This window comes from Arthrobacter livingstonensis, from assembly GCF_003219815.1.
Classification (GTDB): domain Bacteria; phylum Actinomycetota; class Actinomycetes; order Actinomycetales; family Micrococcaceae; genus Specibacter; species Specibacter livingstonensis.
In genome coordinates this window covers 1-13531 of record NZ_QJVD01000050.1, presented here as the reverse complement: position 1 = coordinate 13531, position 13531 = coordinate 1, and the positions used below count along the sequence as shown (strand labels likewise).

At 61.2% G+C, this 13531-nt stretch carries 12 protein-coding genes and 1 pseudogene; 3 read left to right on the top strand and 10 right to left on the bottom strand.

What is annotated here, in order from left to right; translation table 11 throughout:
* Positions 1 to 77: 77 nt before the first annotated feature.
* Positions 78 to 1169 (top strand): annotated as a pseudogene (locus CVV68_RS21900) (NADP-dependent isocitrate dehydrogenase); the annotation flags it as partial.
* Positions 1170 to 1381: 212 nt separating this feature from the next.
* Positions 1382 to 1792 carry a hypothetical protein gene (locus CVV68_RS23300; RefSeq protein WP_146238996.1) on the top strand — a complete coding sequence of 137 codons (411 nt, stop codon included), beginning with the start codon at positions 1382 to 1384 and terminating at the stop codon, positions 1790 to 1792.
* 146 nt (positions 1793 to 1938) lie between these two features.
* Here CVV68_RS23300 and CVV68_RS21895 read toward each other — a convergent pair whose 3' ends face one another.
* The 5 genes from CVV68_RS21895 to CVV68_RS23295 form a co-directional block, all read right to left on the bottom strand.
* The gene (locus CVV68_RS21895; RefSeq protein ID WP_438502665.1) at positions 1939 to 3801 is read right to left on the bottom strand and encodes a phosphoenolpyruvate carboxykinase (GTP); all 1863 of its coding nucleotides are present in this window, start codon (positions 3799 to 3801) and stop codon (positions 1939 to 1941) included.
* Between the two features lie 81 nt (positions 3802 to 3882).
* The gene (gene ctaD, locus CVV68_RS21890) at positions 3883 to 5592 is read right to left on the bottom strand and encodes an aa3-type cytochrome oxidase subunit I (protein ID WP_110503103.1); all 1710 of its coding nucleotides are present in this window, start codon (positions 5590 to 5592) and stop codon (positions 3883 to 3885) included.
* Positions 5589 to 6287 carry a class I SAM-dependent methyltransferase gene (locus CVV68_RS21885; protein WP_110503102.1) on the bottom strand — a complete coding sequence of 233 codons (699 nt, stop codon included), beginning with the start codon at positions 6285 to 6287 and terminating at the stop codon, positions 5589 to 5591. Before CVV68_RS21885 ends, ctaD begins: the two co-directional genes overlap by 4 nt.
* A 17-nt stretch (positions 6288 to 6304) precedes the next feature.
* Positions 6305 to 6637 carry a hypothetical protein gene (locus CVV68_RS21880; RefSeq protein WP_110503101.1) on the bottom strand — a complete coding sequence of 111 codons (333 nt, stop codon included), beginning with the start codon at positions 6635 to 6637 and terminating at the stop codon, positions 6305 to 6307.
* Between the two features lie 209 nt (positions 6638 to 6846).
* On the bottom strand, positions 6847 to 7200 hold the full coding sequence (locus tag CVV68_RS23295) for a hypothetical protein (protein WP_146238995.1): 354 nt from the start codon (positions 7198 to 7200) through the stop codon (positions 6847 to 6849).
* A 793-nt stretch (positions 7201 to 7993) separates the two neighbouring features.
* Here CVV68_RS23295 and CVV68_RS21875 point away from each other — a divergent pair.
* Positions 7994 to 8398, top strand: a complete 405-nt coding sequence (locus CVV68_RS21875; protein WP_245933728.1) for an ArsR/SmtB family transcription factor — start codon at positions 7994 to 7996, stop codon at positions 8396 to 8398.
* Positions 8399 to 9189: 791 nt separating this feature from the next.
* Here the strand turns inward: CVV68_RS21875 and CVV68_RS21870 are convergent.
* From CVV68_RS21870 to CVV68_RS23680, 5 genes are all read right to left on the bottom strand, one after another.
* Complete coding sequence (locus CVV68_RS21870; RefSeq protein WP_170133309.1) at positions 9190 to 10455, bottom strand: dihydrolipoamide acetyltransferase family protein; 1266 nt, start codon at positions 10453 to 10455, stop codon at positions 9190 to 9192.
* 12 nt (positions 10456 to 10467) lie between these two features.
* Positions 10468 to 11490 (bottom strand): alpha-ketoacid dehydrogenase subunit beta, encoded by a 1023-nt coding sequence (locus CVV68_RS21865; RefSeq protein ID WP_110503100.1) that lies wholly within the window; start codon positions 11488 to 11490, stop codon positions 10468 to 10470.
* A 47-nt stretch (positions 11491 to 11537) separates the two neighbouring features.
* Entirely contained in the window at positions 11538 to 12650 is a 1113-nt protein-coding gene (gene pdhA / locus CVV68_RS21860) for a pyruvate dehydrogenase (acetyl-transferring) E1 component subunit alpha (RefSeq protein WP_110503099.1), read from the bottom strand.
* Between the two features lie 93 nt (positions 12651 to 12743).
* Positions 12744 to 13229: a CBS domain-containing protein gene (locus CVV68_RS21855; protein ID WP_211320962.1), complete on the bottom strand. Its 486-nt coding sequence runs from the start codon at positions 13227 to 13229 to the stop codon at positions 12744 to 12746.
* A gap of 5 nt (positions 13230 to 13234) precedes the next feature.
* Positions 13235 to 13411 (bottom strand): hypothetical protein, encoded by a 177-nt coding sequence (locus CVV68_RS23680; protein WP_170133308.1) that lies wholly within the window; start codon positions 13409 to 13411, stop codon positions 13235 to 13237.
* Between the last annotated feature and the right edge of the window lie 120 nt (positions 13412 to 13531).

Genomic DNA, 13531 nt, shown 5'->3' with positions numbered 1-13531 from the left:
CCCAAAACCAGCAACAACGCGCTGCTGCCTGACCAAAAAGAAACTAACCAACTGTCCCAGATCCTTGACACACCTCAGATCTCTCCATCCAGAACCGTGATGCTACCGATGACCAGGTCACCATCGACGCGGCCATTGCCATCAAAAAATACAATGTCGGTGTCAAATGTGCCACCATCACCCCCGACGAGGCTCGCGTCGAGGAATTTGGTTTGAAGAAGATGTGGGTTTCCCCGAACGGAACCCTCCGCAACATTCTCGGTGGTGTCGTCTTTCGCGAGCCCATCATCATCTCCAACATCCCCCGACTGGTCCCAGGTTGGAACAAGCCGATCATCATTGGCCGCCACGCCTTCGGCGATCAGTACCGTGCCACCAACTTCAAGGTCCCCGGCGCTGGCACCCTAACGCTGACCTTTACCCCCTCGGACGGCTCCGCGGAGATCAAGCAAGCCGTTGTCACTTACCCCGAGGACGGCGGCGTGGCCATGGGCATGTACAACTTCAATGACTCCATCCGCGACTTCGCCAGGGCAGTCTTTGCCTACGGAATCCAGCGAAACTATCCCGTGTATCTCTCCACGAAGAACACCATTTTAAAGGCCTACGACGGCCAGTTCAAGGACCTCTTCCAGGAAGTCTTCGACGCCGAGTTCAAAGACCAGTTTGACGCCGCAGCCCTGAGCTACGAGCACCGCCTGATCGATGACATGGTCGCGTCCGCCATGAAATGGGAAGGCGGGTACGTTTGGGCCTGCAAGAACTACGACGGGGATGTGCAATCGGACACCGTGGCCCAGGGGTTCGGCTCCCTAGGACTGATGACCTCGGTATTGATGACCCCGGACGGTAAAACCGTCGAAGCCGAGGCCGCACACGGCACCGTGACTCGCCACTACCGCCAACACCAGGCAGGCAAGCCCACCTCCACGAACCCGGTCGCCTCCATCTTCGCCTGGACCGGTGGGCTACGCCACCGCGGAACGCTGGATGACACTCCCGCGGTCGTCGGCTTTGCCGACACTCTCGAAGACGTCGTCATCACAACAGTCGAGTCCGGCAAGATGACCAAGGACCTGGCCGCCCTGGTTGGTGCCGAACAGGCATGGCTGACCACCGAGGAATTCCTGGACGCCCTGGATGCGAATCTGGCAGCACGTCTTGGTTGAAGACCAAGGTGAGAACGCGCTGCCCGGCGACTTCGACATCGCAACTGCCTTCAATATCCATTACCAAAGGTGCCAAAGACTGCAACAACGACCCACCGGAAACCGTGCACAGCTCCTAACCCATAGGACACCTGATGCGATGGAACGGCACAAGGGCTGCTCTAGCAGATCCTGTTGCGGCCCGATTTTGGTATGGAGAAGGAGGGTGGGCGGTGTTTGATATCGACCATTCAGCAAAGCGCTTGAATACACAGCAGTACTGGGAAGTGCCAACGAAGGCTGGTGTAGGCACCCTTGCGGTGAGCTTTGCTGGCCAGCCCGATCTCTTTGCGGTGGAATTTCAGGTCCAAGAGGAGAAGATCCTCATGTGCACCCCCAAGGCGAAATGCTCGTCCAGCTCACCATCAACGCTTCGGTCGCCTTTGAAGCCCAAGGGATTTTGGCTGGGTCGGCATGGAGTGTGGTCATCAAAGGAACGGCCCGTGAGCTTCAAAGCTGGACTGAGTATCCATGCTCTTCAGGAGAAGGGCCTGCAACCTTGGTCAAAGGACGGGGTTCTCGTTGAGAGAACCCCCGCTGCGGTGCTTGGACGCAGGATGAAGGCCAGTTCCGTCCAAGAGTAAAATCCGGCACGGCAGCGGCAAGTACGAAGATGTTCCTACTCGCCGCTGCACTGCCATTTATGATCCTCAGGAAGTCGCTGCCACTTCCGTATTGCCAGGCCTAGGGAGTGCCACGGTCACCAGTTCCCTGGGCCTGACCATGCGTGTTATCGCGAGCTGATAATTGGTCGTACTCTAGCAAGTCGATCCTCCAGATGCGCCTGCTCCAGCCATAGCTCTTCGGGCAGGGATTCACCGAATCGTTCGTACCACTTCGCCGTGCTGTCAGTTTCAGTCTGCCATTCATCGGGGTCGACCGCCAAGGCAGTTCTTAGCTGTTCGGCAGTGATTCCCATGCCCTCAACGTCAATCGATCCCTGGGCAGGGACAAATCCGATGGGTGTTTCTTTTGCTGCGGCACGTCCCTGAATGCGCTCAATGGCCCACTTGAGAACCCTCGAGTTTTCGCCGAATCCGGGCCAGAGGAAACTCCCGTCATGGTCGCGGCGGAACCAGTTGACCAGGAATATTTGAGGCAGTCGTTCAGGGTTCCCCTTCTTGCCCATGGCCAGCCAGTGCTTGAGGTAGTCCCCGGCGTTGTATCCGATAAATGGCAGCATGGCCATCGGATCGCGACGCACGACCCCGACTTCCCCGGCTGCGGCGGCTGTCGTCTCCGATGACAGTGTCGAGCCCATAAACACTCCGCTGGTCCAATCCCTGGACTGGGTGACCAGGGGAATCGTGGTCTTTCGACGGCCCCCGAAGAAGATGGCGGACAGCGGGACGCCGTCGGGCTGGTAGTACTCCTCCGCCAGAATGGCGACTTGGCTGATGGGGGTGCAGAATCGTGAGTTGGGGTGGGCAGCCGGCCGCCCCAAGGCCGGGGTCCAATCAAGGCCTGTCCAGTCAATGAGGTGATCCGGCGTTGTTGGTGTCATGCCCTCCCACCACACGCCGCCGTCATCGGTGAGAGCGACATTGGTAAAGATGGTGTTGCCTCTCGCAAGGGCTTTCATTGCGTTGGGATTGGTGTCCCACCCTGTCCCCGGGGCGACGCCGAAGAGGCCGGCCTCGGGATTGACCGCCCTCAGTTCCCCCTCTTTTCCGAGCTTCATCCAGGCAATGTCGTCGCCGAGAGTTTCCACCGTCCAGCCCTTCACCGTCGGGTTCAGCAGGGCAAGATTCGTTTTGCCACAGGCCGAGGGGAAGGCGGCGGCGATGTAGTGGGCCTGGTTTTCGGGGCTGGTGAGTTTGAGGATGAGCATGTGTTCTGCCAGCCATCCCTCCTGGCGTGCCATGGCTGAGGCGATGCGGAGGGAATAGCATTTCTTCCCAAGCAAGGCATTTCCGCCGTAGCCTGAGCCGTAGGACCAAATGGAGCGCTCCTCGGGGAAGTGGACAATCCATTTCTCCTCATTGCACGGCCACATCGCATCCGTTTGACCGGGCTCCAATGGTGCGCCGACGGAGTGCACGGCCGGGACAAAGTCTGCATTCAACTCGACCATCTTATTTAGCACATCGGTGCCCGTATGGGCCATGATGCGCATCGAAGCGACCACGTAAGCACTGTCAGTGATTTCAATCCCAAATTTGGGATCTTCGGCGTCCAGGTGACCCATCACGAACGGAATGACATACATTGTTCGCCCGCGCATGGAACCCCTAAAGAGCTCCTTGAGCTTCTTCCTCATCCGGGCAGGGGCCATCCAATTGTTGGTGAAACCTGCGTCGCGTTCATGTTTGGAGCAAATGTAGGTTCGCTCCTCCACGCGGGCGACATCTCTGGGATCAGAGAATGCGGCGAAGGACTTGGGGAATTTCTCTTCATTGAGGCGGACCAAGGTTCCTGCTTCAACCAACTCGTCCGTGAGTTTGCTGTATTCGGCCTCGGACCCGTCAACCCAGTGAATCTGGTCGGGCTGGGTCAGGGCGGCCATTTCGTCGACCCAGGCCGCCAACCGTCCATGCCGGTCTCCAACAGACGAATGGCCCCCTACGGGCGCGGACTGTGTGGAATTTTTCAAGATTGGTTCCTTTCCATGGGGTAAGTGCCCGGAGCTTCCCGCCGGTCAGCGTAGACCGGGTGGATAGCTCTGCACGTCGGTCTAGTCTTCGATTCCGGCGGCTGCGGTGAAGGTCTTTGCCGGTGCTTCTCTATGGTGCGGTGCAAGTTCCGGGTGGTGGAGATCCAGGGCGGGGCGTTCGGAACGGATCCGGGGGAGGGAGGTGAAGTTGTGTCGCGGCGGCGGGCATGAGGTGGCCCACTCCAGTGAGGCGCCGAATCCCCAGGGGTCGTCGACCTCAACCTTTTTGCCGCTGCGCCAGGTGATGTAGACGTTCCAGAACCAGGGGATCATGGATGCCCCCAACAGAAATGATCCGGCCGTGGAGAACTGGTTCATCCAAGTGAAGTTGTCCTGCGGCATGTAGTCGGCGTAGCGGCGAGGCATGCCCAGCACCCCGAGCCAGTGCTGGATCAGAAATGTTGCGTGGAATCCGAGGAAGACCATCCAGAAGTGGATCTTGCCGAGGCGTTCGTTGAGCATGCGCCCGGTGAACTTTGGCCACCAGAAGTAGAAGCCGGCGAACATGGCGAACACGACCGTGCCAAAGATGACGTAGTGGAAGTGGGCGACGACGAAGTAGGTGTCCGTGACGTGGAAGTCCAGCGGCGGGGAGGCGAGGATGATCCCGGTCAACCCTCCAAAGAGGAAGGTGACCAGGAACCCCAGGCTCCACAACATGGGCGTTTCGAAGGTGAGCGATCCCCGCCACATGGTGCCGATCCAGTTGAAGAACTTTACCCCCGTTGGTACTGCGATCAGCATTGACATGAAGGAGAAGAACGGCAGCATGACCTGGCCGGTGGCGTACATGTGGTGGGCCCACACGGTGACCGAGAGTGCAGCAATGGAGATGGTGGCGAAGATCAAGCCCTTGTAGCCGAAGATCGGTTTCCGGCTAAAGACCGGGAAGATTTCAGAGACAATGCCGAAGAAGGGCAGGGCGATGATGTACACCTCGGGGTGGCCGAAGAACCAGAACAAGTGCTGCCACAGCATGGCCCCACCGTTTTCCGGATCGAAAATGTGCGCCCCAAACCGCCGGTCGGCTCCCAGGGCAAACAGGGCAGCCGCCAGCGGCGGGAAGGCCATGAGGATCAGGATGGCTGTGATCAGCGTATTCCAGGTGAAGATCGGCATGCGCCACATGGTCATGCCGGGGGCACGGAGGGTGATGATCGTGGTGATGAAGTTCACGGCACCAAGAATGGTTCCGAAACCGGACAAAGCCAGGCCAAACACCCACAAGTCGCCGCCGACGCCGGGACTGAAGGTGGTGTTGGACAGGGGCGCATACGCTGTCCAGCCAAAGGCCGCGGCCCCCTGGGGAGTGATGAATCCGGAGACGGCGATGGTGCTGCCGAACAGGTAGAACCAGAACGCCAGTGCATTGAGCCGCGGGAACGCGACGTCGGGAGCACCAATCTGCAACGGCATGATGACGTTGGCGAAACCGGCAAACAGTGGTGTGGCAAACATGAGCAGCATAATGGTGCCGTGCATGGTGAAAAGCTGGTTGTACTGATCCTTGGTCTGCAGGATCTGCATTCCCGGCTCAAACAGCTCCGCCCGGATGAGCAGCGCCATGACACCGCCCAGGCAGAAGAAGATGAATGATGCGATCAGGTACATGTATCCGATCGTCTTGTGGTCGGTGGAGGTGATCCAGCTGACCACGATCCGTCCCTTGGACCGCGGTACCACTCGTTCGGGGGCCACCCGGGACTCAGGGGTTTTGCTAATGACTGTCATAAGGAAGCTTTCCGCATGGTTTGATCTGGCGTCGATGAGGTTGGGCGATGGGCTGGAAGAGGTCCACCAGAGGCTGCTGTTGCCAGGGCAGACGTGTAGGGCGCCGAACCCGTGACCAGGCAGTCGTAGGCGGGCTGGCGCTCCCCGGGCACAGGACGGGACACGGTTTCTGCCGTGTCAATATGCAGCCCTGCCAGGCGCATCCAGCCGGCAACCTGCTCAGGTGTCAGAAGTGCCGATGCATCCGGAGGCACGGTTAGTCCGTCCCGCAAGTGCCCTGCGTCGTGGTTAATGAACAGCAACCGGCCCCCTGGGGCCAAGGCACCCGCCACCGCAGCAAAGACCTTTTTAAACCGCGGCTCGGGGAGATTGAGGTAGGCAACCAGCACAAGATCGATGGACCCTGGGACAGGAGCAATTGCAGTGACATCGGCCATCGTCCAGGAAATGCGGTCCTGGACTCTGTTGGCCTCGGCTCTCCGTTTTCCTATTTCCAAACCGAGCATTGAGAAGTCGACGGCTTCAACCTGCCAACCGCGTTCAGCCAGCCACACAGCATGTCTGCCGTCGCCGGCTCCCAGATCCAGGGCCGTACCGGCACGTGCCCCGTTCATCTCCGAATACACCCACGGATTGGGCGCAGTCCAGTGCTGTCTGATCGTTGCGTAGTGCTTGTTCCAACCTGCCGCGTCCATGCCGATGCCTCTATGTTTCACTTCCAGCCCTTTCTAATTTTTCCAGATAGTCCACCAAATTTCGCTAGTTCAAAGAGTGCTACGACTGGCGTTGCGCCGAGGCTTCCTGCCGGAGGCTGCAAGGCCCTGACGGTCCTGCGATTGAAGAGGGCGATGAACTGCAAAGGGATAAAGAACGAGAAGGCGATCAGGACCAGTCCACCGGCCAAGGCCACCGCGGTGTTCTCCGGTACGAAGGAAAAGGCATAGAGTCCGTCCAGGAAGCAGGCCATCGCAACCGTGAAGGCTGCGGCGTTCTGGCCTGCGTGGCAACATGTCGCCTCCTCAGTGACGCTGGGCGGTGTGGACATCCAGTTCTCCTTGCACTTCAGTAATACAGATAATGGTGTTGGGGTTAGTCCGAGTTGGTCGGAACAGTGCGGACAAACCCTGGTAACCGCTGACAGTGCCATCAATGGATTCGTCCGGTGACGGACCCGCAGTGGTCTCCACCCACTCCACGCATGGGGTGCCGGCGTTTCGCAGCCATCGGCCTCAACGCCACCGCTCCGGAAAATCACTAGCCTCCAGGGCGCCAATGAATCTCGGCCTGAATTGCCTTCGACTTGGTCTCGAGGCAATCCCTGTTACCACCAAAAAACGGGAAACTCCTGCATGGAAGCCCGGTGCGATCATTGGCAACATTGGTTGCCTGTGGAGAAGCTAAAGCGCGGACGGCTTTCAACCCGCTCCAGGCTTGGGGAGCAAGCGGCTGCCCCGCAGCGTTGGCAGGTGATAGATCCTGGCTGGCCGCACGCGGCAGTACAACAACCGAGACTCGTGGCTTACCAACGAACAGATTTCGTCCACTGATCCGCGCAGGGCAGACCTCGACGCATTTCATCGGAACATGGACGACCGGCAAACCACTCATACTGGCTCCTTAGGAAGAAGACTTTACATGTTGATTACTTGATGATTACATCATGTAATGGATTCATTTAATAATCATTCATCTGTGACTTGCCTTCGCTAAGTCCCCCCCAGGACCCCAGCTAGGATGAAACCCGGTAGAGGGTCTGTAGGTTTCTCCCCGTGGCCCGGCAGTCCTTGCCTGCATGGAACAACATGCTGGCGGGCCTGTTCGCCGAAAATTTCCCACAGAAGAAGATACTGATGCAGATCCCATCTAGGCGTGCCGGCCGCCGACGGCGAGTCTGGAATCTTGTCGCACGGGGATTGTCTTTTTTGGCCGGCCTGTCCACCGCGGTCTGCTACTCACTGGTCTTTGGCATTCCACTTGATCGACTCAATATGTGGCAAGCCGGAGGACTGGGGTTCCTCTGCGTCAGTGCCATGGTTCTGGTCTACGTGTGTGTCTCTGGATGTGCTGCCCTCCTCAGGCGACGGCGCGGGTACTCCTGAACCGAGGCCCTCGCGAGCGCATTCTTGCCACCGGCTGCCAGCCAATTGGCACCGGTAAGGACGTCAGGTTTAGCATTCCCATGGCCTGCCATGGTCGCGCAAGAGCGTCCGTGAAGGCACTCCGCCAGACCCACAAACGCGCGGGCAACGATCCCCGCAGGCATGGCAGTGCGCTCAAAGGCTCTGACCGGTCGGTATACGCGGAAACCGGAGAAACGACTACCCTGGCTGCTCCAGTCGCAGCCTTCTAAGATAAGTTCTATATGCTGTCAATTTATCAACTAGTGAAAGAGAGCGACGAGATGGACGGAATGCCAGACCCGCGGGCTCCACTCAACGAAGTGAAGGCGAACCTGTTCAAAGGCCTGGCCCACCCAGTGCGGATCCGTGTCCTCGAGCTGCTCGCCGCAGCGGAGATCCTTCCTGTCTCGGAGATCTTGGCCAGCACAGGGCTCGAGGCTTCCCACCTCTCGCAGCACCTTTCCGTGCTCCGGCGTCATCACCTGGTGGTCGCGACCCGACGTGGAACACAGGTCTTCTACGAACTTGCGTACCCCCAAGTATCCGATCTACTCGCTGTCGCGCGGGAGCTCCTGCTGAATGTCCTGCAGACCACCCAGCAGCACCTGGAACTGTCGGTGACGTCACCGACCAAAGAACTTTCCACAACTTTGGAAAAAGAACCGCCTCATGACGCCAAAGACTGAAACTGAGGCACAAAAGCACCAAGGGCAAGCTCAACCGGACATCCCTCTATAAGTGGAACGGAAAGCGACCTCCGGGAGGCCGAAGCCATGTTGTCAGAAGGGCTAAGCCCCGAGGTCCCGCATCTGTTGCAGCTGGTACGCAGCTTTTCCGCTGATGACACCCTCCAACGAATATGCCGGGCAGTCGCAAAATACAAACCCTAGTGTGTGGGTCAGTAGCGTTTTGATGGGCGGGCTGGTGTCGGCGGGAATTTTGATTAGATTTGACCGTTTTGGTGCCATGGTCGGTCAGTAGCGATGAAAAGGGTTTAGTGCCCAGCCACGACTCAACCCCGGGGGCGTAGCGGGCCCGCGCAGCGCCGGTTCAGCGACGCCTTTCCTGCTATGCGGCCGGTTCTGCCTGGTAGCTGCGAAGTTTCATGAGGTTGTGGCAGGCAGCGAGCAGCTTCCCCTCAAGCTGCGCCTTCTCCAGCCCGCCCAACAACAATCACTTGCCTTGCCGGGTGTGAATCTGACCGAAGACCGGTTCCACGATGGCTTTGCGTCTGGCACCATCCCGGCAGCCCGTGCACAGCAAACATCCAAGGCGACGTCCTCCGACGCACCGGTGAGCTCGAGAAGTTCTCGATGGCTGAAAAGGCCGCGCCGGTGAAACCACCTGTCAATACCCGGTGTAACCACAATCCTCAGCGGAGGTTGCTCAATGAGGCAACGACTCCGCGTCCCGGGCGTATTGCCATGAGGCGACGAGCTGTACGCCTACACCAGGGAGAGCAGTGCCATACCCCAGCTCAGATGACAATCCGCAGCGGATCCTCCAGTGTCCGCTTGAGGTCACTGAGGAACGCCGCGGCGGTGGCCCCGTCCAGCACCCTGTGGTCGGAGGTCATGGTGATTTTCATGACGCGCCGGCTGCGCAGTTCCCCGTCCTGTGCGTACGGCTCCTCGGTAGCAGCCCCCACGGCGAGGATGGCTGCCTCCGGCGGGTTGATGACCGCGGTGAAGTTGTCGATGCCGAACATTCCCAGATTGCTGATGGTAAAGGTTCCGCCGCTGAATTCGTGCAGCTTCAGTGTCCCGGAGCGGGCCTTTTCCGCCAGGGACCGCGTTTCTGCGGCAATCTGGTCAAGGCTCTTGGCATCGGCACCGGTCACCACGGGGACGATCAGGCCGTCGTCCAATGCCACCGCCACGCCGATATTGATCCTCCGGTGCGCCAGGATCCTGTCTCCGGCCCACGACGAGTTGACGTGCTGGTGCGTCCTGAGCGTGGCGGCGCACGCCCGCACCAGCAGGTCCGTGACGCTGACCTTGGCGTCTTGGTCCGCGAACCGTTCATTGACGTCACTGCGGAAGCGGAACAGGGCGTCGACGCCCACCACCACGGTGAGATGGAAGTGCGGCGCTGCCGCGCTTTCGGTGAGCCGCTGTGCTGTCACCTTACGCATCTGGGTCAGCGGGACCTCCACTGAATCCAGGGTGGACGACAGCGGCACGGCCGGTTCCCTGCCAGCAGCTGCCGGCGGCGCCTGCCGTTGGGGTTGTGCCTGGTCCGTTTCGGCTGCGGCTATGGCGGCTTCCACATCCGCGCGCACAATCCGCCCGCCCGGGCCGGTGCCGGTGATCGTTGCCGGGTCCAGTCCGTGCCGGGCAGCGTCGCGCCGGGCCAGGGGGGAGCTCAGCAACCGTTGCGAGCCGCTATCCGGCTGCGCTTCGGCCGGCGCCGGGACCGGTTTCGAAGTGGGCGGGGCAGAGGCCTCCCGGGCTGGCAGAGCGGTGCTGGCCGGCGCGGGAGACTCAGCATCCGGAGGGGGAGTGCCGCTGCCGTCGCCGATCACGGCCAGGGGCTGGCCGATCGCCACCGTGGTGCCCTCCTCGACCAGCAGCTTCTCCAGGATTCCGTCGTCGAAGCTTTCCAGCTCCATTGTGGCCTTGTCGGTGTCGATCTCGCCGATCACATCCCCTTGCCGGACTGCGTCACCCTCCTTCTTGAGCCAACGGCTGAGTACGCCCTCCTCCATCGTGTCGGAGAGCCTTGGCATGACTACTTCGGGCATGGATTCTTCCTTTCAGGTGGAGGTGCCAGCGGTGCCTGCTGCTGGCGGGCTGAAACTGGTGGCATCGAGGAGCTCGCGAATGACCTTTATCAGGTCGTTCGCGTCCGGCAGTGCCGCGCGTTCCAGGGGTTTGGCATAGGGCAGCGGAACTTCCGCTGCGGCCACGCGGCGGACCGGCGCGTCCAGGTAGTCGAAGGCTCCCTCCATAAGGGTGGCGGAGATTTCCGCCCCGACACCGTAGCTGAGCCAGTCATCTTCCAGGACCACGGCCCGGCTGGTCTTGCGGACGGAAGCGCAGACCGTTTCCCGGTCCAGCGGGCGCAGACTGCGCAGGTCCACCACCTCAATGGAGATGCCTTCGCCGGCGAGCTGGCGTGCCACTTCCAGGGCCACCGTGGTGGCGCGGGAGTAGGAAATCACCGTCAGGTCGGTCCCTTCCCGTGCCACGGCTGCCTTGCCGATCTCGGCGACGTCGTCGCCGTCGGGCACCTCGCCCTTGGTGTTGTAGAGCGACAGGTTCTCCAGGAAAATCACCGGATCGTTGTCCCGGATCGCCGCGAGCAGCAACGCCTTGGCATCCGCCGGGGTGGCGGGTGCAACGACCTTCAGTCCGGGGACGTGGGCGAACCAGACCTCAAGATTCTGTGAGTGCGTGGCGGCCAACTGCTGGCCACCGCCGCCGGGCATCCGGATCACCAGCGGGACCGGCGTCTGGCCGCCAAACATGCCATAGATTTTGGCCGCGTGATTAACGATCTGGTCCATCGCAATCAGGCTGAAGTTCAGCGTCATGATTTCCACCACCGGGCGCATGCCCAGCATCGCGGCGCCGATCGCGGCACCAACGAAGCCCTCTTCGGCGATGGGCGTGTCGAGCACACGTTCGGGCCCGAATTCGTCCAGGAGGCCGGCGGTGATCTTGTAGGAGCCCTCGAAGATCCCGATTTCCTCGCCCAGCAGGATCACGCTTTTATCCCGGGTCAACTCGGCCCGAAGGGCATCGTTCAGTGCCTGCCGGTAGGTGATGACGGGCATGGTTGCTCCTTCACTGGGGAGGGGACCCCCGGTGCTGGGGTCAGTGCTCATGGGATCACCACCGCCGGGTCACCAGGCAGGGCGTGGGCGGCGTTTGCAACCGGGCTCGCGTAGGCATAGTCGAAAAGTTGGTCCGGGGTTGGGTCCGGGCTGGAGTCGGCGAAGGCGACGGCGGCGGCAACCTTTTTGTCAGCTTCCGACTCGATGTCCTGTGCCCGGGCCTCGTCCATCAGGCCCGCAGCCAGCAGGCGCCGGCGCAGCAGCGGGAGCGGATCCGCCGCCTGCGCGGTTTCGACGTCGGCCGCGGAGCGGTAGCGCGCGGGGTCCACGACCGAGTGCCCCCGCAATCGGTAGCTCATGACTTCCAGCAGTGCCGGCTTTCGTTCCAGCCGTGCACGGTCCAGCGCACGCCCGGCGCCTTCGCGCACGGCCACCACATCGGTGCCGTCCACGCGCTCACCAGGAATTCGGTAGGAACAGCCGCGTTTGTACAGCTCCGGTTCCCCTGCCGCGGCCTCGACGGTGGTTCCCATGCCCAGGCGGTTGTTCACGATCACGTACACGATGGGCAGGTTCCAGACAGCGGCCAGGTTCAGGGATTCGTGGAACGCGCCAATGTTGGTGGTGCCGTCCCCCATCTGGCACATCACGACCTCGGCGTCCGGGCCCGGCCGGCTGCGGTAGGTAAGGGCGAGTGCGGCGCCGGTGGCCGGGGGCAGCTGGCCTCCGACGATGCCGTAGCCGCCCATCATCCGGGTTGCTGTGTCAAACATGTGCATTGATCCGCCCCGGCCCTTGGACACCCCGGTTGACTTGCCGAACAGCTCGGCCATCACCGCACCCGGGGTCATGCCGCGCATCAGTGCGTAGCCGTGGTCACGGTAGTTGGTGAACAGGTAGTCGCTGGGCTGTAACGCATCCATCAGCCCGACGACGGTGGCCTCCTCGCCCAGGTTCAAGTGGCAATAGCCGCCGATCTTGGCCCGTTTGTACATCTGGTCGGCACTGAGCTCGAATTTGCGGATCAGGACCATGTCGGCGTAATAGCCCAGAAGTCGTTCGGGGGGTTCGTCCGCGGGGAAATGCCCGGAGTCCCCGGTCTTCGCCGGCGCTGCCGGTTCCTTCCCCCGCGCCGCTGCCGATTTCCGTCGTTCAGCCATGTGCCCTCCTCCAAGTGTGCTGCGTTCGCTCTGGTACGTTTATGCCCGCCTGCATCCGGTGCCTCCATCCATGGGCGGGCGCCGCGGCCGCATTCAGGGCCCCGGCGGCTGCTCCTGCAAAGTGAATCCGCCGCTGTCCCCGCCGCATTTGGGACAGTTGTCCGGCGGACGCTCGCCGCGGGCGGGTTCGCCGCAGACACCGCATACCCATTCGGTGGCGAGCAGCGCCACCAAGTCGCCGCGGCTGATGATGCCGGCCAGGCGCCCGCCGGATAATACCGGCAGACGGCCAATGCGCTGGCTGACCAGCAGCTGACGGACATCGGAGATGGACGTGTCGGGGCTGACACTGATCACGGCCGTGGTCATGATCTCTGCCGCGGTGGCCCCGGTCTTGGCCAGCAGATCGTATTCGCTGACCAACCCCAGCACATGGTCCTGCGGATCCACGACGGGAATGCCGCTGATCCCGTGCTGGTGTATCAGTTCGGCGATCGCCCCGACCTTCAGTCCGGGAGGAACGGTCACGACGGGATGGCTCATGATCCCGCCGGCCGTGGTGGCGATCCTTGATTCCATGGTTCCTACCTTCCGTGAACGGCGAGGCCCGCCCTGGTGCGGTCGCGCTCGGCAGCGAGAGTGAACACGAGCACCGCCGGGGCTGTCACCACGAACAGCGGCAGCCCCGTTGAATAGCCGAGGGCGCCTGTTCTCACTTGTACGTCCCTGTCAAAAAGTTTTTGCCCCAGGATTCGGGCCATGTAAAGCATCCATGCTCCTGAGCGTAGCCCCCTTCGTTCAATTAAGGGCCGGAAATCGGAAGGCGGCTCAGATCCCGGAGTCGCCCAGTGCGGAGAGCACGTCTGCATTCAATCGCGAGA